At 38.1% G+C, this 20236-nt stretch carries 21 protein-coding genes; 6 read left to right on the top strand and 15 right to left on the bottom strand.

From position 1 onward, the window contains the following. Positions 1 to 215: 215 nt before the first annotated feature. On the top strand, positions 216 to 1676 hold the full coding sequence (locus BACINT_RS14285) for an aminoacyl-histidine dipeptidase (RefSeq protein ID WP_007664297.1): 1461 nt from the start codon (positions 216 to 218) through the stop codon (positions 1674 to 1676). Between the two features lie 64 nt (positions 1677 to 1740). Here BACINT_RS14285 and BACINT_RS14290 read toward each other — a convergent pair whose 3' ends face one another. From BACINT_RS14290 to BACINT_RS23735, 13 genes are all read right to left on the bottom strand, one after another. Further along, complete coding sequence (locus BACINT_RS14290) at positions 1741 to 2070, bottom strand: type II toxin-antitoxin system RelE/ParE family toxin (protein WP_007664298.1); 330 nt, start codon at positions 2068 to 2070, stop codon at positions 1741 to 1743. Continuing rightward, the gene (locus tag BACINT_RS14295) at positions 2061 to 2291 is read right to left on the bottom strand and encodes a hypothetical protein (protein ID WP_021967888.1); all 231 of its coding nucleotides are present in this window, start codon (positions 2289 to 2291) and stop codon (positions 2061 to 2063) included. The genes BACINT_RS14290 and BACINT_RS14295 overlap by 10 nt, the downstream gene beginning before the upstream one ends. 73 nt (positions 2292 to 2364) lie before the next feature. After that, entirely contained in the window at positions 2365 to 3324 is a 960-nt protein-coding gene (locus BACINT_RS14300; protein ID WP_007664301.1) for an MraY family glycosyltransferase, read from the bottom strand. A gap of 30 nt (positions 3325 to 3354) precedes the next feature. Next, positions 3355 to 4332 (bottom strand): NAD-dependent epimerase/dehydratase family protein, encoded by a 978-nt coding sequence (locus BACINT_RS14305; protein WP_007664303.1) that lies wholly within the window; start codon positions 4330 to 4332, stop codon positions 3355 to 3357. A 15-nt stretch (positions 4333 to 4347) separates the two neighbouring features. After that, the gene (gene gmd, locus BACINT_RS14310) at positions 4348 to 5430 is read right to left on the bottom strand and encodes a GDP-mannose 4,6-dehydratase (RefSeq protein WP_007664305.1); all 1083 of its coding nucleotides are present in this window, start codon (positions 5428 to 5430) and stop codon (positions 4348 to 4350) included. Next, positions 5430 to 6194: a glycosyltransferase family 2 protein gene (locus BACINT_RS14315; protein WP_007664307.1), complete on the bottom strand. Its 765-nt coding sequence runs from the start codon at positions 6192 to 6194 to the stop codon at positions 5430 to 5432. Before BACINT_RS14315 ends, gmd begins: the two co-directional genes overlap by 1 nt. A gap of 15 nt (positions 6195 to 6209) precedes the next feature. Beyond that, positions 6210 to 7163 carry an NAD-dependent epimerase/dehydratase family protein gene (locus BACINT_RS14320; protein ID WP_007664308.1) on the bottom strand — a complete coding sequence of 318 codons (954 nt, stop codon included), beginning with the start codon at positions 7161 to 7163 and terminating at the stop codon, positions 6210 to 6212. Further along, positions 7156 to 8277, bottom strand: a complete 1122-nt coding sequence (locus BACINT_RS14325) for a glycosyltransferase (RefSeq protein ID WP_007664309.1) — start codon at positions 8275 to 8277, stop codon at positions 7156 to 7158. Before BACINT_RS14325 ends, BACINT_RS14320 begins: the two co-directional genes overlap by 8 nt. A gap of 246 nt (positions 8278 to 8523) precedes the next feature. After that, on the bottom strand, positions 8524 to 9606 hold the full coding sequence (locus tag BACINT_RS14330; protein ID WP_232288767.1) for a glycosyltransferase family 4 protein: 1083 nt from the start codon (positions 9604 to 9606) through the stop codon (positions 8524 to 8526). Positions 9607 to 9663: 57 nt separating this feature from the next. Next, positions 9664 to 11028, bottom strand: a complete 1365-nt coding sequence (locus tag BACINT_RS14335; protein ID WP_007664315.1) for an O-antigen polymerase — start codon at positions 11026 to 11028, stop codon at positions 9664 to 9666. 9 nt (positions 11029 to 11037) lie between these two features. Then, positions 11038 to 12024 carry a glycosyltransferase family 2 protein gene (locus BACINT_RS14340; protein ID WP_007664317.1) on the bottom strand — a complete coding sequence of 329 codons (987 nt, stop codon included), beginning with the start codon at positions 12022 to 12024 and terminating at the stop codon, positions 11038 to 11040. A gap of 100 nt (positions 12025 to 12124) precedes the next feature. Further along, positions 12125 to 13291, bottom strand: coding sequence for a polysaccharide pyruvyl transferase family protein (locus BACINT_RS14345; RefSeq protein WP_007664319.1), 1167 nt, complete (start codon positions 13289 to 13291; stop codon positions 12125 to 12127). A 155-nt stretch (positions 13292 to 13446) separates the two neighbouring features. Continuing rightward, positions 13447 to 13596 (bottom strand): helix-turn-helix domain-containing protein, encoded by a 150-nt coding sequence (locus BACINT_RS23735; protein WP_007664324.1) that lies wholly within the window; start codon positions 13594 to 13596, stop codon positions 13447 to 13449. A 120-nt stretch (positions 13597 to 13716) separates the two neighbouring features. Here BACINT_RS23735 and BACINT_RS14350 point away from each other — a divergent pair, with 120 nt between their 5' ends. Together BACINT_RS14350 and BACINT_RS14355 are read left to right on the top strand one after the other, a co-directional pair. Beyond that, the gene (locus BACINT_RS14350) at positions 13717 to 14727 is read left to right on the top strand and encodes a hypothetical protein (RefSeq protein ID WP_007664326.1); all 1011 of its coding nucleotides are present in this window, start codon (positions 13717 to 13719) and stop codon (positions 14725 to 14727) included. A gap of 28 nt (positions 14728 to 14755) precedes the next feature. Continuing rightward, entirely contained in the window at positions 14756 to 16777 is a 2022-nt protein-coding gene (locus tag BACINT_RS14355) for a DnaB-like helicase C-terminal domain-containing protein (RefSeq protein WP_007664328.1), read from the top strand. A gap of 128 nt (positions 16778 to 16905) precedes the next feature. Here BACINT_RS14355 and BACINT_RS14360 read toward each other — a convergent pair whose 3' ends face one another. Next, the gene (locus tag BACINT_RS14360) at positions 16906 to 17163 is read right to left on the bottom strand and encodes a DUF4248 domain-containing protein (RefSeq protein WP_007664330.1); all 258 of its coding nucleotides are present in this window, start codon (positions 17161 to 17163) and stop codon (positions 16906 to 16908) included. A gap of 207 nt (positions 17164 to 17370) precedes the next feature. Between BACINT_RS14360 and BACINT_RS14365 the strand changes: the two genes are divergently transcribed. The 3 genes from BACINT_RS14365 (at position 17371) to BACINT_RS14370 (ending at position 18567) form a co-directional block, all read left to right on the top strand. After that, a complete protein-coding gene (locus BACINT_RS14365) occupies positions 17371 to 17901 on the top strand; it encodes an HU family DNA-binding protein (RefSeq protein WP_007664332.1) in 531 nt (176 codons plus the stop codon). Positions 17902 to 18014: 113 nt separating this feature from the next. Continuing rightward, a complete protein-coding gene (locus tag BACINT_RS24215) occupies positions 18015 to 18119 on the top strand; it encodes a smalltalk protein (protein ID WP_022394077.1) in 105 nt (34 codons plus the stop codon). A 4-nt stretch (positions 18120 to 18123) separates the two neighbouring features. After that, positions 18124 to 18567, top strand: coding sequence for an N-acetylmuramoyl-L-alanine amidase (locus BACINT_RS14370; protein ID WP_044155279.1), 444 nt, complete (start codon positions 18124 to 18126; stop codon positions 18565 to 18567). An 83-nt stretch (positions 18568 to 18650) separates the two neighbouring features. Here the strand turns inward: BACINT_RS14370 and BACINT_RS14375 are convergent, their stop codons facing one another. Then, positions 18651 to 20174, bottom strand: a complete 1524-nt coding sequence (locus BACINT_RS14375) for an MATE family efflux transporter (protein ID WP_007664334.1) — start codon at positions 20172 to 20174, stop codon at positions 18651 to 18653. Positions 20175 to 20236: the final 62 nt, after the last annotated feature.

A 20236-nucleotide genomic window follows, 5' to 3' on the forward strand; every position in this document is an offset into this window, starting at 1 on the left:
TGTAATACGAAAACAGACTGCATTTCAGCAAAATGAAAATAAAATTTTCTTTTGCATTCAATTTGCTCTATTTTTGTGGGTGCAAATATAGGGCTTTGTATGGACTAACCCGCTTTTTTTACCATAAAAAAAGAGAAGCGGTTATAAAATAGCCAATTGATTTAACCATATTTAGCAATAAGAGGTTAAATACGAACATTCATAAAGGAATTAATATGGAAAAGAATGAACTGAAACCGGCAGGCGTTTTTCATTATTTCGATGAAATCTGCCAAGTGCCGCGTCCTTCAAAGAAGGAAGAGAAAATGATTGCTTATCTGAAAGCATTCGGTGAGAAACATAAGTTGGAAACGCTGGTCGATGAAGCCGGCAACGTCCTCATCAAAAAGCCCGCTACACCGGGTATGGAGAACCGGAAAACCGTTGTACTGCAATCTCACATCGACATGGTGTGCGAAAAGAACAACGATATGCAGCATGATTTCCTCACCGACCCGATAGAGACTGTGATTGAAGGTGAATGGATGAAAGCCAAAGGTACAACGCTGGGAGCCGACAACGGTATAGGCGTAGCTACTGAACTTGCTATCCTTGCTGATGACAGTATTCAGCACGGACCTCTGGAATGCCTGTTTACAGTGGACGAAGAAACCGGGCTGACCGGTGCTTTTGCCTTGAAAGAAGGTTTCATGAACGGGGATATTTTGCTGAACCTCGACTCGGAAGATGAGGGTGAACTCTTTATCGGCTGTGCAGGAGGAATCGACTCCGTTGCAGAGTTTATATATAAAGAGGTGGATGTACCTGCCGGATATTTCTGTTGCAAAGTACAAGTGAAAGGTTTAAGAGGCGGACATTCCGGTGGAGATATCCACATGGGACTTGGCAATGCCAATAAGATACTGAACCGCTTCCTGAGCCAGACTTTCCAGAAGTATGATATGTACCTGTGCGAAATCGATGGTGGTAATCTGCGCAATGCCATCGCTCGCGAAGCACACGCCATTATCGCTATACCGGAAGACAATAAACACGATCTGCGTGCCGATCTGAATATATTCGCAGCCGAAGTACAGGCAGAGTATGCCGTAGTCGATCCGACGTTACAACTCGTTTTAGAATCGGAAAATGCTTGCGCGAAAGCTATTGATAAAGATACCACCAAACGTTTGCTGCAAAGCCTCTATGCTTGTCCCCACGGAGTTTATGCCATGAGTCAGGACATCCCCGGACTGGTGGAAACTTCCACCAATCTTGCATCTGTCAAGATGAAGCCGGACAACGTGATTCGCATCGAAACCAGCCAGCGCAGTTCTACCGCCTCTTCCAAGCAAGACATTGCCAATATGGTACGTACCGTATTCGATATGGGTGGAGCCAAAGTTAGTTTCGGTGACGGCTACCCGGGTTGGAAACCCAATCCTCACTCCGAAATACTGGAAATTGCAGTCGAATCTTACAAACGTTTATTCGGTGTAGATGCGAAGGTAAAAGCAATCCATGCCGGACTGGAATGCGGTCTGTTCCTCGATAAGTATCCTTCACTGGATATGATATCCTTTGGTCCGACTTTACAGGGAGTTCATTCTCCCGATGAACGGATGCTGATTCCTACAGTGGATAAATTCTGGAAACACTTGCTGGATATTCTGGCTAATGTTCCCGTAAAGAAATAAAAAAACTCCCGGCAGAATGTTAGTTATCTGCCGGGAGTTTATTTTAAGAATTCCTTTATTCTATTCATCTATATTGCTTCATAAAATCAACGACCATTGTACTAATTGTATCTGGGGAGCAGCGTGCATCGAAAACAGAAATAATTACAATAACATCTTGAATAATCGCATAATAAATAATATTAGGAGTATTAACCAAATAACGAACCTCCATTTCATCTATAGAGAAACGAGGATCACGAACTCCCATTCTTGGGAAAGATACTAACAAATCAACATGGTTGTTTATTTTATTATAAACTTTCATAGCAACTGTAGAATCAAAATACTCTTCAATATAATCCAATACAGTAGCTAAAGTTTCTTTCGCAGAACGAGACCAAATTATTTCCATCCCATTCTTTCTTTTACCCAAATATCCATTTGAGAATGAGGAGTACAACGGCCCATTTCATAGTCATCTATAGCTGAATCTATTAGTATTCGCATAGTTTCTTCTGGAATCATTTCCAAATACTCTTCTGCACTACGAACTGTAGAATTATAAACGGCCATCGGTTCACTCACCTTTTGCGACTGTTCTCCCTTTTCGGAGTAATATTTAGGTTTATCCATTTTTCTTTTTTTATAAACACAAAGGTACCACTTAATATGGAAATAGTCAAAAGAAAAAGTACTTTTTATAATTTCACTTTTTTCCTTGTTGCACATAAAAATGAAAATACTTTCTCATAAATAACACATAAATGCTACTCAATAATACAATTATCCCCAACAAATACCAATAACCATATCCCACAAAACAGAAATAACCCAATATGACCAAAGCTTGCGTCAACATATAAACCAGTGACACCGCCACATGAGGTATCTTCAATTCATTCGCCATAAGCTGATACATGTGTTTCCGATGTGGTAAACCTATGTTTTCATGAAGCATCAGTCGGTGAACGATAGTCAAAACACTATCAACGCCATAAACAGACAACAGGATAATCCAGCTGAAATCCTCAGTCTTGAGAATTAACTTTCCTATCAGGAAAAGAAGTATAAAAGCAATACTTACAGAGCCTACATCACCGGCAAAACATTTCGCCTTCTTACGAAAGTTGAAGAAACAAAAGACCAATACAGAACAAAGAACCGTATAGATTAGAGCAGGTTCTACAAACTGCGTTATTTCAGTATTGATATAAGCCAGTGCAGCAAGGATAACCAGCGAATAACCACCTGTAATGCCATTGATGCCATCCATGAAATTATAAGCGTTAATGATGCCCGTACAAACAATTAACGCTACGATAATCCACCACCAGGGAAGAGTAAACAATCCCCATTGATAAAACATCAAAACCATAGCAGTAAAATGCAACATCAACCTTAAGCTTTGGGAAATAGAACGAATATCATCCACAAAACTGATAAACGTTATCAAGGTTAAAGCTAATATGAACCAGGGATATTCCCAATGGTTAGTCAAGAAATAAGCTAATGCGCCAAAATAGAAGATGATTCCACCACCACGCAAAGTAATCCGGGTATGGGAACTTCTCTCATTGGGCTTATCGATGATATTGCACTTATCAGCTATTTTAAAATAAAAAAGTTCTGCCAGAAATAGCAAAACTAATATAATCAGGTAATACATAACCGTACTTGCCCCTTTAATTGTTAATTATCAATTTGAAAACGATTTTATCGTTTTCATAATCCCATCAACAGCACGAACAGGCATCCATTCAATGCCAAGTGCAGCTTTAATCTTCTCATTGCTCACCACATAATTTTCTGTCAGTTTCCGCAAACGCTCAGTATTCAGCGGCAGATGAAGTAAGGTTCCTAAACCTGCACAACCTTCCATCATCTTCCGGTTCATCTTCCAGATATGAGGTGCTTTACCCATAGCCTCACACATGAGAGCAATCAATTCATTTGTAGATAGAGCTTCGTCATCCCCCATATGATAAATGCCACTCGCTATATTCTTTGTCAGCAAACCTTCCACCACATAACATAAGTTATCAATCGAAGTGAACGAACGCTTATTTTCAAAATCTCCCAAAGGCCAGGGAATGCCTTTCTTTACCACATTATAAAGCAAATTCAGGTTTCCTTTATTGCCCGGGCCATGAATCATGCAGGGTCTCAAGATATATACCTGCTTCCTATCATCATGTAGTTTTAATTTTTCATTTTTATTTTTTAATTTATCGAGAATATAATTCTCGGCTGCTATCTTACTCTCTCCGTAAGGGCCTATTGGAGTAGGTATCACATCTTCCCTCAATGCATCCCCTACTACACTATCGGCAGCAGCCTTCACTGAACTAAAGAATATGAACTTTTTAGCTGTAGATTCCAGAAAGAAATCAAATATCTTCTGTGTTAGCCCTGTATTGATATCAAAATATGCCTGTGCAACAGATTGGTTCTTTGTATCATGTGCTTTACCAGCTAGATGAATAATTGCATCAAAGTGAGGTAAACGCTGCATAGGAAAAGAAGTAGTTTCAATATCCTTCCACGAGAAAGTCTTCACAACTCCCTTCTTTTCCGGAGAAATGATATCAAGCCCATAGAGGGTATGATGTTCACATAAAGCCGCTATAAGATTAGACCCCACAAAACCGTAAATCCCTGTTATAAGTATATTCATGGAAAATTTAAAGATTTATTCCGTTATCTGCGATTTGAGATATAACTTCTTTACAAAACGCATATCATGCGCCACCATTATTCTCACCAATTCAGGAAAACTGGTCTTCGTTGGATTCCAACCAAGCAGAGTCTTTGCTTTTGTCGGATCACCCAATAATTGTTCCACTTCACAAGGACGAAAATACTTAGGATCAACCTCAACAAGAACCTTATCGTTCTTCGAATCAACACCTTTTTCATTTACACCTTCACCTTTCCAACAAAGTTCAATACCTACTTCCTTAAAGGCAAGCGTAGCAAATTCACGAACTGTATGCATTTCACCTGTAGCGATTACAAAATCCTCAGGAGTATCATGCTGAAGAATCAGCCACATACACTCCACATAATCCTTTGCATATCCCCAGTCACGACGGGCATCCAGATTACCTAAATACAGCTTATCTTGGAAGCCTTGAGCTATACGGGCAGCAGCAAGGGTAATCTTACGGGTTACAAAAGTCTCTCCACGACGTTCACTTTCATGGTTAAAAAGAATACCGTTCACTGCAAACATATCATAACTCTCACGGTAATTCTTGGTTATCCAGAAGCCATATTGTTTCGCTACACCGTATGGGCTACGAGGATAGAATGGAGTAGTTTCTTTCTGGGGAATTTCCTGAACTTTACCATAAAGTTCCGATGTAGAAGCCTGATAAATCTTAGTCTTCTTCTCCAAACCAAGAATACGAACAGCCTCCAGCATACGAAGTGTTCCAACTGCATCCGCTTCAGCCGTATATTCAGGAACATCGAAAGATACTTTCACATGGCTCTGAGCAGCAAGATTATAAATCTCATCTGGTTGCACCTGCTGAATAATGCGAATAAGAGAACTGCTATCCGTCATATCTCCATAATGAAGATTGACCAAGCGTCGTTGCTTCATGTCACGTACCCATTCGTCCAGATATAAATGTTCGATACGACCAGTATTGAATGAAGACGAACGACGGAGAATACCGTGAACTTCATACCCTTTTTCTATTAGAAACTCGGCAAGAAAGGAACCATCCTGACCAGTGATTCCAGTTAGTAATGCTACTTTTTTCATTATTCTTTCGTTAAAAACAATTCAAACACTTTTATAAAATATTTCAGAAACAGCAATGGCATGCATGTCCAAATCCCATTCTCACTACATGCACGAACGATTTCCTTATTTAGTAAAATATTACTCTTAATAGAGGCGGTACTTGCACCACCAGTTCTCATTTTCATAAAATCCAGAGAAAGATATTTTGACTTCAATTGATGTGTATACAGAAAACGAATCAGCAATTCATAATCCGCTGCTATATGATAATCAGTCTTATAATATCCGAATTCTTCGAAATATTTCCGATAAGTAAAGAAAGTGGGATGAGCAGGCATAAAACCATACCGAAAACGACTAGGAGAAAAATTCCGAGACGAATAATAACGTACAGTTTTATCCAGATTATCTGGATTCACAAAACGCACATCTCCATAAACTGTTTGAGTCTTCTCATTTCGAAAAGCCTCTACAACCCTTGAAATGATATCTCTCCGATGATAAAAATCATCTGAATTAATAATACCGACAATCTCACCGGTCGACATACGAATACCTTTATTCATGGCATCATAAAGACCATTATCTCTTTCACTTATCCATTTCAACCGCCCTTGAAACTGCGGCTCACATTTGCGGATAATATCAACCGTATTATCTTTAGACAGACCATCAATAATAATATACTCAATATCTGAATAGGTCTGATTAAGCACCGACTGAATAGTATCACGAAGAGTTTGGTCACTATTAAATGTAACAGTAACAAGAGAGACTTTCATAAATTATTATCTGATTTATTTTTTAAGCCATTGTAAAGTGGCTTTTATACCATCAATTCGAGAATAAGGAGGATTGGGAGCTATATTATATGTTTCTGATAAATCAATGATATTATCCGTTGTCATATTTTTAAGCCGAAATGAAGTCATAGGGAAAGTTATATTAAATAGCTTCAACAGATCACCGAAATAAGCAGCGGTTTTTAACATCCAAAATGGTACTCTTTTTATGTTAGAGTTCAACTCTGCCGCTATCTCATTTGCCCATGTCTCGATGTTAGTTGGAGGATTATCGCCAATATAAAATACCTTTTGGTCCTCATTCAAAGTTTCATGAAACAAAATTTGCTCTATCTGATATACAGCATTACCTACATAACCATAAGTTTTAGTACAACTTTTCCTGCCTATATGGAAATATTTGCGGGATATCACCATATCAAAAAAATTCCGATAAGGAACTCCAAACCATGGTCCCCAAATGGAAGTAGGGCGAATAATTGCCCAATCACATTGAGGCTTATTATCCCATACTATTTTCTCCGTTTCAACCTTACTCTCCCCATACAATGTATTAGGAGCATAATCAAATTGATCTTTTGGGTAATAACCTGTGTGACAAACTAACATAGATGAAGTTACTATTACTTTCTTTAGATTTGGAAGTGTTTTTACAATCTGCATCAAGTTTTCCACTCCATTAATATTAGCAGAGTAATCATCAAGTATTCTTCCCTCTAGATCTGTACGAGCCGCTAAATGGATAATATAATCAGGATTAAAATCTGATATAACTTGCTTAAATTTGGTATAATTATTAATATTCACATTATGCCAAAATTGCTTATGAAATGTATTACGAGGAGGGTTATTATCAATGTTGATAACAATATGCTGTTTAAGCAAAAGATCCTCCAACAAATTCTCCCCAATAAAACCAGAAGCACCAGTTATCAAAATCTTACTCATGATATTTACTTATAACTTTTTTATATACATCTAACATATTTAAAATAATGGTATCCCATGAGTACTTGTCTTTTGCTAATGTTTGGGCATTATACGCCATTTTTAATCTTTCCTGAAAATCCATTTTTATAAACTCATCTAATGCTTTATACAATGGTTCTACTCCTATCTCTATCCACCAACCAGCTCCATACTTTTCAATGCTATGCCATGGACTTCCCACTGTTGTTATCACAGGCATACCATGCGCTAAAGCCTCCAAAACTACAATTCCAAAATTCTCGCTAAAAGTAGGAAGTACAAACAAGCTACATTTATTCAATAAATCTTCTTTTGCTTTTCCCGTTACAGAACCTTTAAATTCGAAAAATGAATTCAACTTTAATGTTTTAATTCTATCTTCAACAACTTTCTGGTGAGAGTCATCATCTGGTCCGCAAATAATTATTTGCCATTGAGGATTACGAATCCTATTCCAAGCTTCCACAAGATTCAACAACCCTTTTTTAGGGTGAATGCGTGACATAAATAGAATTAACTTTAAGTCGTCCTTGTTTTTTAAGTCAACAGAAGGAATGTCCATACCCAATGGAATAACTTCTACAGGTTGCTTGAAGCCCAAACGAAGTAAATCTTGCTTTTCATCTTCACAAGTAACATGAAATAATGATACCTTCTTTAAATCAACATGCTGATACAATCGCCATGCAATTCTTTTCTTATTTTTTTTATTAGATAAAGCCCATGGTGTCAACATTCCATGTGGAGAGTGTACTATCGGAATGTTTTTCATTGAGGCGTATTTAATTGCAGCATGAATTAATGGATCCCATAATGCATGTACGTGGATTATATCCGGATGAAATTCATCAATCGCTTTTTTCATTTCGGCATTCAAATTTTCAACATAGCTCAATCTGAAAAAGGAATTAATCCGCTTACATATAAAAGTTGTTATTTGAGAAGGAATTACCAGATTGTCATCATGCGATGAACTTGTAGAGAAAATAGCAACATCATTACCGAAAAGCATTTCTCTAGTAGCAATGTCAACACATGCAACATTCGCCCCACCATATTTAAATAATCTTTCTATAACATGAAATATTTTCATAAATTACCAGTATAAGTTACCAGATTCAATACTGTATTTTTTCAAAAACACTATTCCTATTCTAAAAACATTTATCAGATCACCATGACTTAAGCTCGCCATCAATCAAATAACTTTTCAATTCTCCCCCTATTTTTTCCAAAAAAAATCGAACTAGCTTTACAACATATTCAATCCTAATGAAAAGTGTATGCATTATACATTTCTCTATATAATTATCCATCATATATATAAACATCTTTTACGCTATCGTACTACACTTTCAAACACCTCTTCCCACTTTGTCATTATAGTTTCTTGTGAATATAATTTAGATTTTTGATAAGCTTTCGTACCCATTTGCTTACGTAAATCTTCACTTTCTATCAACAACATTATTTTCCTAGCCAAATCATCAATATCGCCTTCACGAACTAAAAAGCCATCTATTCCATCCTTTATAATATCCTTAGGACCACATTTACAATCGTAAGAAACCACTGGAAGTCCACATGACATAGCTTCTAAAAGAACCATGGGAAGTCCTTCATAACGAGATGAAAGAACAAATATTGAACTATTTAAATACTCCTGCTGTATGTCCGATGTAGGCTCATGTATCTCTATTACTTTCTCTAAATTACTTTCTATAATACAATTATTCACATAATCATATTTTTCCCCCGAACCAAAGATTTTTAAAACCCAAAAAGGATGATACTGAGTCACTATTTTCCAAGCATCAACAAGCCGTTCATAACCTTTTTGATAAGATAATCTTCCTACAGCAATAACAGTATGAGATTTTAAACTTGCACATTTTAAAGGATAATAACTTATGAAGTTAGGGATAACAACTAAATTATAGTTAGAAGACCAATATTCCTTATCTTCATAAGTAAGACAAACAAATTTATCGTATTTTTTTACGAGTTTCAAATCATTTCTTGACCTATACTTATCAGCTAAACTCCAAAATCCCTTTCGACCAAATTGTATTCGAAAGAATCTTGAAAAATGAATTTCTGCAATTTTTTTACTGCCATCTTTTATATTAGGTAAAAAACTCGCTTCATTACCAAATGTTGAAATAACAATATCAGCTTTACTAGTCTTTAAATAAGTAGTCAATCTCTTTCGATGAATAGCCCTTTTTATCAGAAACGAAAACATTTTCCACAAAAAAGTTCTATCATTGTCATTTGCATAATTAATATGCAAGTCAAAAAGAGTAATATTAGGATGAATATCAAAAAAAGGTTTATGCCCTTTCTGTTCAGTTGTCACTATAGAAACATCATGACCAATTTTAGCCAAATAATTTGCCTTATTTATAACGATTCGTTCCATTCCACCCGAATTGTATGTTCCATGGAGACAATAAATGATTTTCATTATATTCCCGTTTTAAATTGAGTTATGAAAAGTTTGATTTTGCACATGTTTATAATTGCATACATTCCAAAAAAGCAATACCCAAATCAGATTTTTAAGACTATAAAAAAAAGAACCACGACACATAAAAATAGCTCCAGATAACAAAATATAATAAATAACGAAAGCGCTTTGACTACCCATCCTACTTTTCATTCTTGAAGAAGTTACAATTTTCCCCAAAAAATAGAATAAAAAAAGTACCCCAATAAAACCAAATGAAAGATATATATCTCCTACTATATGTGTACCTAATCCCAAAGGATTGCCTTCACCTAACACCCAATAACTAGTAAGAGACTCTGATCTCATATTGTATGCTGGAATATCAAATAAAAAGGATACAAATGATTGCAAAAAAGGTATAGGAGCTAATATATAAGACAAGGAAGAAATGCCATAGGTAATAGACTCATTATTTACATGATCATAAATGGCATACAAATTCCTATTACAAATAATAAAGTCTCTAGCATAATCGAATAATGTCAATTCATTATCAGATATACTAGACAATTCTCCACCACCTCGCCAATGTCCTATCAATGATAAAAATACAAAGACAACAAAAAGAGTTACAAAAACTTTTTGAATTGACAGATGATATCGTAAACTATAATAACATAAATAAACAGACATTACACACAATGGTAATGTACGTGTGCCTGTACTAAGAAGTACCAATATAATGAAGAAAATAACTACGCTATTTTTAAATCCTTTCATAGTACAATCTACCAAACAACCAAAAAGAATAAGTGGTTGAAAAAATGTATAGGTGAAACGAAACAAAGCATTCGTATTCGCTTCCCCCTCACCAGAATATGTATCAGAAAAAAACTCAAGTCCTCCAGCAATCACAATTAGTACAAATAATATAATCTCCAAAGCAATTATTCTATCGTTCTGCTTTGTAGAAATCAAACATATAGGAATAGCTTTCTCTCCTATATTCATAACTAAAAAATTCCTCGTATAACCTACGCTATAAACAGCATAAGCAACATTTGCTAATGCCGTAGCTCGCGTTATCACCTCACTACTAAATCCGCTATAGGCAAACATTGAATAATCAGGCATTATTGGATAAATGAAAACTGGATAAATGTAACTTACAAGAAAAAAGCTAATAGTAAACAAAACATTGAATCCAAGCGGCTCATTTTTTCGATCTTGAACATACAGCAAGAATGAATTAGCAACAAACAGTAAAAATAGAATAATACAATAGACTTGCGAATATTTCATAGGAGAGCCAAAGTACATCCCCAGAGAAATCAATAAAAAGAACAAGTGTAATCCACATTTCTTATTAATCAGATAAGATCCCTTATTCATAACCCGCAACTAATTCTTGCTAAATTTATGTTTTAAATCCGAAAACAACACATACAAGGAAAGTGCATGCAATTTAACAGCCCAATAATAAAGTTTCAAATGTAGAGGAACTTTATTGTTAAATAGAAAATTCTTTGAATCCAGCTCTGGGTAGATAGAATACCATATCATACGGGTATTTTTATCGCGTACTTGAGTTGAAAAATTTGCTCTACAATACAATTTCAAGATTAATAGAACATCTAAATTCTTTTCAAGTACATTTTCACGTTCAAAGAACTTCTCGACGATATTTATATTAGCACAGTGCTGTTCTTTTCTTAATAAATACTTATCAAGCCCAATCTCTTTTGTAATAGAGTTTAAGTTTACATAATAATAATACAATGGTTCACCAATATAAGCAAATCGCTGGGCATAATAGATTTGCTGAATCATTATCGCAAAATCCTCTCCATTATTAGCTGTCGGATAAATTATCTGATTGTTAGAAATAATACTCCTCCTCACTAATCCACCACATAAACTCCATAACATTCTACCGACAATTATCAACAGAACATTTTCCTTATTTAAAGTATCTAAATTGTTATGAATGTGCGAATAATTAACCCCATCAGTAGTGTAAAATTCACAAAACACAATATCACTATTGGTTTCAATCGCCCTTCTCCACATTTTATCATACATTTCCACATCTACCCAATCATCACCATCACAATGAATTATATAGTCACCAGTAGCCAGTTGCATTCCATACTTTCGAGCGGCAGCCTGTCCACTATTTACCAATAGTTTTACAATTCGTGTCTGTTCTCTTCTTTGAGGATATTGTTCTAAAACTTCTTGTAAAACTCCTATTGAATTATCTTTTGTACAATCATCTACAAATATATACTCTATATCATCCAAGGTCTGTTCAAATAGACTTCGAGCACAACGAGAAATATACTTTTCCACACCATATACAGGTATTATCACACTAACTTTTGGCATATATAGTTTTTTTTCTAATTTCAAATAATTTTCAGGTAAATTAGAAAGGATGTATTTTAATTCCCAATATAAAGTACCTCACAGGATATGCTTATCACCGTTAGCGAGCCTCTTTCAAATGCCTCTCCATAAAACTAATAGACAGATATCTCCAATCATTCAAAATTTTATTTACCTCAGTATAATCTATAGGCTTTAAGTGCTCTTCTAACAAGTCATTAGTAGTAGAAATCAAGCGGTTTTCCAACCCCAAAACACTTAATAATGAAATAAATCTTGAAGATCCTCTCTTAGAATTCAAAATAGCTACAAACGGTTTATTAAAAATAATGGAGAACACGGTTCCATGAAAGGAATCAGTCACTACAAACTGAGCATCACGAAAACCTGCCACCCACCGGGATACAGACGGATAGATACATTCCGATACATTACTTTCTACAACATTGGAAAAGTACTTTACAGCCCCATTCTCACAAGAAGTCAGATGTAAAGCCTCCCCTACCCTTTGAATGATATCATTTTTCTCCTGTGTTCTGTCCAACACATAAGTAAGAAGTATATTTTCCGAACAGGGCTTATCCTCTTCTTCTATCAATTTCAAATAATCATCCTTACTTAAAAGCATTGTCGGATCTAAAACATGAACCGCATCCATCTTAAAATAATCTCGGCAAAGATGTACACCAGACTTTTCCCTAACAGAAACCGCATCAAATAATTTAATAGACTCAGACGCTATTTTCATATCCATTTTTGAATACTCATTCAAATCATCTGTACCAAATGACGCAGCATAAGCTATACGCTTCACATTTATAGCCTTTGTAAAAGATAAGAAATAGGTAGGTATATCACTCATTGTAGCCCTCCAAACCTGATCACTACCTACTACTATCGCATCAAACTGTCTCACTGCATCGATTACACTTTCATTACTTCTTGTTAATAAATCAATTGTATCAATATGAGTATTAACAAAACGATCCGTATTAATAGAAATGCTCCTTTTAGCCTTACTTTCCTTATCAAATGAAACGAATAAATAACGATATGGATAATAACGATAATTCTTTAGAATACAGAATTGAACAGCATGATATAAAAAGCGTAAAGCCCTGTTCCACAAAGGCAGTTTTCGTACAACTCCAAGTCGATCTGTAACAACATCATGTCCCATTCCCTTCAATATTTGCTGTAAAGCGTAAGCTTGAAGCAATCCACCATAATTAGTATGCAAAGGTTGTGTAAGAATTAGTATCTCCATAAATATAAAAATAAAATATTCTACCTATATGTTTCTCTTCTACAGCTCAAAACAGCAACGCAGCAACTTCTTTCCACATCTCCCCGAACTCCTCTTCCGTAGCATACTCATGAAAAGCATTGAAGATGCGAACATAAAAACTCAGCTTAATATCTTTACCATCCCGAACTCTCGTAATAGGTGCGACGACTGATATGACAGTCCTCACAAAGCTGTTTGATACTTACTCCCAAATTAAGACGGAATTGGTTGATATACTCACCTAAATTCTCATGACCACATGATTCTTCTGTTTCTTCAAGCATGGCTCTCTATAAAATTTAATGTTAAAATTCGACAATTATATTATCAATCGTACCAACATGTTGGTACGATGCTTTTCCCCTTTCTACGTAACTTCACCGCAGATTAAAAAATAACAAGCAATGAAATCACTTAAAACAACCATTTCCATTACGGAACTGCAAAAAACAATCAAGATATGGAGAAGTCGTAAAATAACAGACTCCACTATACCCAAATTGCTCGATCTGTACCTCGGACTGACTGCTTACATGAATGACAAACACATCTATCCGGTAGAGAACTTCTACGATATCAAGATGTCACTGAGATTTTCCACCACTCAATCGCTCATCGAAGCTGTAAAGGCAAGTCAGTCTTTCAAGTTCATTGTGAACGAAGGGCAGAAGCAAATAAAAGCCTTTTATTCTCCACTCTGTCATGAGGAGAATTCTAAATTAGAGACAAAAGAGGATAGCAAAACATCCCAATCATCACTAAATTTACCACAAGCTTTTGCGCAAACTCTTGCGGTGGATAATATATATAATATATATACTAAAGGGAACTCTTCTGACGAAGAGCTTTCGCCTAAAAGCGAAGCAACTTTAGAAGATAAATCTTCGAAGAAAGATATTATTACAGAAGAATCTTTGGCTGCTGCCAAAGAGTTTTTCCATCTCATCAACGGAAATTCGACTCAGAAAGCGCAGGTTTTGACACCACTCATCAACTGGTTCCAAATGCATGAAGGACTTACCCGAAAGCACGCGTGCGAGAATCTGGTCTATCTGGTCAACGAATTGCTGATTCCCTATTTCGCAGGACAGGCACGGTTTATGAAATCAAACCATACCGGACGACTTTGCTGGTTGAGTAATCTGCTGAAGTCAGCGCACGGTCAACATTTACTGAATGATGCAGCACGAGGCAGCAGACAGAAGCGGAAACAGGTGGCCCTGGAAACGAAGAAGAATCAACGCGACAATCATCCGGTCAATGAATTTGAATGGACAGACCCGGAGACGGGAATGAGATTCTACGACGACAAGGATGAAGGGGCAGTGAATATTCCTGCTGATGCAGAAGCAAGACCTTCCGGAAATGCGGTTTGGAACGTGCTAAGCAAAGAATGGATTCTCCCCATTGCATAAATCATAAATTATAAATCTTAAACTCCCAATGAAACCATTTTATTATCTTTCTGACTTCCCCGAACGTAAGAACGCGGGACAGAATTTCGTTGCCGAATGTCCCAAATGCGGGAAAAAACATCTTTCAATTTCTAAAAAAACCGGAGCCTTCCACTGCTTCTACGCCGGATGTGACTTCAACGGAAAGCTGAAGGACTTCTGGGAAGAACGGCCGTACAGCGATTCATCATTTACCGGCAACACCGGCGGAAACTATACAAGGACAAGCAAAACTACTCACTACACCGGTAAAGGGAATGATGCTGCATGTAGCAACAGCTCAACAATCAGCGGAAAAAGCACATCGGAAGTACCCATGATTCCCGAAGATTATAAAAAGCTCTCTCCCGAAGTATTTTCCAGAATTAAATCCTTGACCAATGATCTGGAAACGAATGATCAAGATCAGTTGGCAGCAAGACGGTACCTCGCAGACCAAGGCATTTCGTTGGAAAAAGCAATCGAAGCTCATATCGGATGTCTCACACACCGCTGCTATGGCAAGGACGATGAGAAAAAAGCCACCGGAACCCAGTATCACTGCATCGCATACGTAAACTATGTGAACGGACAACCTGTAAATGCCAAATACCGTTCGTGTGATCCGTCGACTATTAAAACAACAAGCGACGGAAACGCAGTCGGTACAGAAAATCCCGTCTGTTATACCAAGTTCTGGAGCCAAGACTCACCAACCACACCTTGCGCACCTTATAATATCGACTGTATCAATCCTCTACGGGTATCCGAAGAGCATATTCCACGACTGATTGTCACCGAGGGCGAAAAAGATGTACTTACTCTGCTAGAAACCGGTTACCCCTATGCCATCAGTGTCCCCAACGGGGCTGCCAGCGATTTAGCCAAAACTTTTGAAGCCTTCGAACCTTGGCTGGATCAGGTTCGTGACATCGTGATTTGTGGAGACCGGGACCTGCCCGGACGTACACTTATCAAACACCTTACCGACTATTTCGGAGCCCGCAGCCTGCTCACCACTCTGCCAGGCGACTGCAAGGACATATCCGATGTACTTGCTACCTATGGCAGCAATGTGGTGCGCGAAATCATCGAATCGGCAGAGGCGCAACACACCTCAGACATCATCACCGTAAGCGAACGGACTAACGAAATTCTAGACGCCCTGCATGGAGAATACGACCACGGCTACGACGTGGGATACGGACCATTGACGGATCGCATTTTTCATCCCACCGATCAAGGCGGACTGATAATCACCACCGGGAAGCCCAACAGCGGAAAGACCGATTTCCTGAACGACCTCACCTGCCGGTTGATGGCCAAAACCGGACGTTACGTCTGTTATCTATCTTTTGAGGTGCCTGATAAGAACAAGCATATCGCCCATCTCATCCAGTTGATGTTGGGCAAAGTAAACACTGCCAATTACACCCGCGAGCAGTTACAACCCATAGTCAGTTTCCTGAACACGCACATGGTGCACCTCGACCTGCACGAAGTCTCTCCTACCCCGACCAATATCATTGCACGGGCAGACAGAGTGCGACGGACAGCTCCTCTGAAATATCTGATTATCGACCCGTACCTCTTCATGGAAATGGAAACGGGACGCTACAGCACCGAAACGCAAGCCATAAAAGCCATGCTGACACAAATGCAGGCATGGGGACGCAACAACAACATTTGGGTAATCATCGTGGCACATCCGCGCAGCCTGAAAAAGCAGAACGGAAAAAACGAACTGGAAGACATAGATATGTACACCATTTCGGGAAGTGCCAACTGGGCCAATCTCGCCGATTTCATCTTTTCCATCTCCCGAATCAAAGAACAGGACCGGAGTTACACCCGACTCGATATGCTGAAAGTTCGCGACCAAGACCTGTGCCAGACGGGAAGCGTACTGTATGTTCGTCAGACTTGCGGACGCTACGATGAACGTGAGTCAGAAGAACAGATCGTGGCTGAAGCACAAGGCAAAATCATGACCAAAGACCGGAATCCTTGGCTTGGAGAAGTTGAGAGTTGAGAGTTTTATGCTTGCGGCTTCGTTACCGTTCACTTGTGCAAGTGTTGGCTGACAGAGCCGCAAGCGTCTGCCTTCGCAGCAGCAAGTACAACTACCTTCACTCTCAACTCTCCACTTCTCCAACTTCTTCAAGGTCTTCCCAAATATTCAAAAATCAGGCCGACTTGCTTAGATGTAAAAATCTGCTGAGTCGATCTATAACCGGTTGCCTTCAAAGCAGAATACAACGCTTCATTAAAACGTATCCAGCGAGACAAACGGTTGAGCGCGGAACGCTCTCCTATTTCGGGTGCATAAGCACGCGCCAATTCACTCTTGGAGTAAGGACGCACCGGCCATTCTTCAATGGCAGCATCCGATTCCTGATCACTCACATTTTTCTTCATTTTCCGCTAACTTTTTAGATTCTTTATATGCTATAAAAGTACTAAAAAGTCACCAGATAACACTCATACTGAAGCAGGTTTATCACCGCTCAATGTCACTCATTTTCACACCTATCAGAGGTTGTATCTTTGACTTGTCGGAAAGAAGAAAAAGTCCTTCCCCGACAAAAGTTTAATTTTTAATTATTAATTTTTAATTCATCGCTTATGCCACTGAATTACAGTATTGCAATGCTCAAGAATCCTCAAAAGCAGGATGAAGAGCCCAAGGCTTATGCCAAGTCACAAATAACCGGAGAACTGACTCTGAAAGAGTTGGGACAGCAGGTAGCAAGCCAGACCACCGTTAGTAGAGCGGACGTAGCCGCCGTAATCATCTCCACTGTGGAGAATATGATTGGAGGCCTGAGAGCCGGCAAACAGGTGGACTTCGGAGACTTGGGAAAATTCCGGTTACAAATCAACAGTCGTGCGGCAGACACGGCCGAAAAATTCACGGCTGCCAATATCACCGGAGTAAACATCCAATTCGTTCCCGGAGAGGACCTGAAGGACATCTTTGCCGGAATGAGTTTCTCACCCGTACCTACACGTGCTGCAACGCGTGCATTGCTCAAAGCCCAGAAGGCAGGGCAGACCACCGTAGATATTTCCGGTTCTTCAAACTCAGGCGGAAAACCTGATGGCGGCGGTGGTACCGATGGCGACGGAGGTATTGAAGACGATCCGCTGGGATAGGACATAAAGGCGCAGCCTTTAGAAATTAAAAATGAAAGAATTAATAATGAAAGGCTGCGCTGCCAATCACTTATCACTAATTACTTATAACTAATAACTAAATAACAATTCGCATGGAAAAAAAATCAAAATCAACCTGGAGTGTTATCATCAAAGTTGTAATTGCCGTGGCTTCTGCTCTGGCAGGAGTACTCGGCCTTAATGCCTGCATGGCATAAAGGTATGAAAGCAGGCAGTTTCTATCAAAACTATCGGGAGGTACGCCTCCTGGTAGTTCATTGTTCAGCAACACGCTGTGACAAGAATTTCTCCGTAGAGGCTCTTCGCCGTTGTCATCTGGCAAGAGGTTTTGCAAGCATCGGTTATCATTTCTATATCACACGTGACGGTGAAGTACATATCTGTCGTCCGGTTCATCAAATCGGTGCGCACGCTACAGGATGGAATGATAAAAGCATCGGTATCTGTTACGAAGGCGGACTCAATGAGGAAGGACAACCGGCTGATACAAGGACGTATGCACAGAAATGCTCGTTGCTTGATCTACTACGACAATTGAAAACAGACTATCCGAAGGCAAAAATACTGGGGCATTATCAGCTCAGTAAGTTGGTGCATAAGGCGTGTCCGTGCTTTGATGCAAAAAAAGAATATCAGGAATTATGATCCCCTGTTAATAATAGTAGAGTTCCACAAAACCAAAGTTCACTGTGGGACTCTTTTTGCTATATACTAACAAATATTATATCTCATTTTTTTACTCTCCGTTTTATATATGACCAAACTTTTTGTTTGGTCAGCACATCAATCCCAATCCAATATACTGACAATATAATTATAATAACAGTTATAAAACCTATAAAAATGGAGTGTGGAATACTATCAACGCCTATTATATGATATAAAAAAACAGGTACAGGTAAAGCAGCCATAGTAACCAACAAACAGGGCTTGAAAACATTCCAGACATCTCTCCAATAATAATTTGCTATTTTCACTACCAATATAGGCTTTACTATTACCCCCAATACGGCATAAGTCAATAAACTAGCCCATGAAAGAGCGACAGGAGAATATCCTGCCTTAAATAAGAAGTAAATTATAGGAAAACTAATAAAACCTAAGGTTGGTGATATTAGAGCATTTTCCCTCAACCGTCCTTTAGCATACAAAGCTGTATAAAAAGAAGTGTCAAAAACTTGAAACAGACTCTGAATAACTATAATCTGAAGAAATATAACCGTATAATCAGGCACAACACCCAACCATATCTTTAATAAAGGATGCGCGAGAAGACAGACAGGAAAACAGATTATAAACATCATATAATAAGAATACTTGGTGGAGGCCAACAGTAGCCTTTTAGAACCTATCAAGTCGCCCGCCGCCAGTTTCTTTACTATCTGCGGATTAGCCGCAGTACGAAAATTGTCGACGAACTGGCTGGCCGCCATATTTACCTGAATAGAAATAGACCGTGCCGCAACCACAGCAGGTTCAAAAAACATATTCAACAAAATCAGAATACCTTGACTATTAAGAGCGATTGAACTACCGGCAAATAAACTCCATCCCGAAAATCCCGCTATTTCTTTGAATATAGCCTTATCAAAAACAAAACGATAAACCGTTTCCTTGAAATGCCGACTACAATATAAACGATAGATACAGATGAGTCCTACCTGAACTATGAACAATAAAGTTGCATACAATTTCAATTTATCATAACCGCCAATAGATAAAAGATAAACAACTCCCAGTTTTGCCGAACATTCAAGAATACTCATATATGCAAAAACCGACATCTTCTCATGCGCAATGATGCTTGCATTATAAGGCACTTGCGTCAATGTAAAAACGGCTGTCAATATAGATATATGAAAGGTATAGACAGCCGCATCCATCCGCTCAGCCGGTATCATCAATTTATTATAAAGGAACCATATCCCAAGTGTTTCCGCAACTATAACAACAAAGAGAGCAATTACTATATGGATAGTCAATGTTGTAGAGAAAGTTCTCTTCAACTTTTCAAGATTACCTGTTCCTAATTCGTAAGTTAAAAAACGAGATGAACCTGTACTGAGCGCACTATTGATAAAAGACAAAAAGCCTACAATTCCACCTACGGACTGATAAATACCATAATCGTCAACTCCTAACGTTTGCAGTATCACACGCGAAGTATACAATGAAACTATCATTGTAAACATCATACGGAAATACAGAAATGCGGTATTCTTTGCGATGGTTCTATTATTACCTTGTTCCATGTAAAGCACATCCCCCTAATAAAACAATCGATAAAATTTGTAAATCACGTAACCGCTTATAC

Source organism: Bacteroides intestinalis DSM 17393 (genome assembly GCF_000172175.1).
In the GTDB taxonomy this organism is placed as follows: domain Bacteria; phylum Bacteroidota; class Bacteroidia; order Bacteroidales; family Bacteroidaceae; genus Bacteroides; species Bacteroides intestinalis.

Excerpts from the sequence above, each read along its gene's own strand:
- BACINT_RS14295 (WP_021967888.1), bottom strand. The coding sequence starts at position 2,291 with ATGGATAAACCTAAATATTACTCCGAAAAGGGAGAACAGTCGCAAAAG.
- BACINT_RS14345 (WP_007664319.1), bottom strand. The coding sequence starts at position 13,291 with ATGGAGATACTAATTCTTACACAACCTTTGCATACTAATTATGGTGGA.
- BACINT_RS14320 (WP_007664308.1), bottom strand. The coding sequence starts at position 7,163 with ATGAGTAAGATTTTGATAACTGGTGCTTCTGGTTTTATTGGGGAGAAT.
- BACINT_RS14300 (WP_007664301.1), bottom strand. The coding sequence starts at position 3,324 with ATGTATTACCTGATTATATTAGTTTTGCTATTTCTGGCAGAACTTTTT.
- BACINT_RS14350 (WP_007664326.1), top strand. The coding sequence starts at position 13,717 with ATGAAATCACTTAAAACAACCATTTCCATTACGGAACTGCAAAAAACA.
- BACINT_RS23735 (WP_007664324.1), bottom strand. The coding sequence starts at position 13,596 with ATGCTTGAAGAAACAGAAGAATCATGTGGTCATGAGAATTTAGGTGAG.
- BACINT_RS14370 (WP_044155279.1), top strand. The coding sequence starts at position 18,124 with ATGAAAGCAGGCAGTTTCTATCAAAACTATCGGGAGGTACGCCTCCTG.
- BACINT_RS14375 (WP_007664334.1), bottom strand. The coding sequence starts at position 20,174 with ATGGAACAAGGTAATAATAGAACCATCGCAAAGAATACCGCATTTCTG.
- BACINT_RS14285 (WP_007664297.1), top strand. The coding sequence starts at position 216 with ATGGAAAAGAATGAACTGAAACCGGCAGGCGTTTTTCATTATTTCGAT.
- BACINT_RS14355 (WP_007664328.1), top strand. The coding sequence starts at position 14,756 with ATGAAACCATTTTATTATCTTTCTGACTTCCCCGAACGTAAGAACGCG.
- gmd (WP_007664305.1), bottom strand. The coding sequence starts at position 5,430 with ATGAAAAAAGTAGCATTACTAACTGGAATCACTGGTCAGGATGGTTCC.
- BACINT_RS14365 (WP_007664332.1), top strand. The coding sequence starts at position 17,371 with ATGCCACTGAATTACAGTATTGCAATGCTCAAGAATCCTCAAAAGCAG.
- BACINT_RS14305 (WP_007664303.1), bottom strand. The coding sequence starts at position 4,332 with ATGAATATACTTATAACAGGGATTTACGGTTTTGTGGGGTCTAATCTT.
- BACINT_RS14315 (WP_007664307.1), bottom strand. The coding sequence starts at position 6,194 with ATGAAAGTCTCTCTTGTTACTGTTACATTTAATAGTGACCAAACTCTT.
- BACINT_RS24215 (WP_022394077.1), top strand. The coding sequence starts at position 18,015 with ATGGAAAAAAAATCAAAATCAACCTGGAGTGTTATCATCAAAGTTGTA.
- BACINT_RS14330 (WP_232288767.1), bottom strand. The coding sequence starts at position 9,606 with ATGGAACGAATCGTTATAAATAAGGCAAATTATTTGGCTAAAATTGGT.
- BACINT_RS14335 (WP_007664315.1), bottom strand. The coding sequence starts at position 11,028 with ATGAATAAGGGATCTTATCTGATTAATAAGAAATGTGGATTACACTTG.
- BACINT_RS14325 (WP_007664309.1), bottom strand. The coding sequence starts at position 8,277 with ATGAAAATATTTCATGTTATAGAAAGATTATTTAAATATGGTGGGGCG.
- BACINT_RS14340 (WP_007664317.1), bottom strand. The coding sequence starts at position 12,024 with ATGCCAAAAGTTAGTGTGATAATACCTGTATATGGTGTGGAAAAGTAT.
- BACINT_RS14360 (WP_007664330.1), bottom strand. The coding sequence starts at position 17,163 with ATGAAGAAAAATGTGAGTGATCAGGAATCGGATGCTGCCATTGAAGAA.
- BACINT_RS14290 (WP_007664298.1), bottom strand. The coding sequence starts at position 2,070 with ATGGAAATAATTTGGTCTCGTTCTGCGAAAGAAACTTTAGCTACTGTA.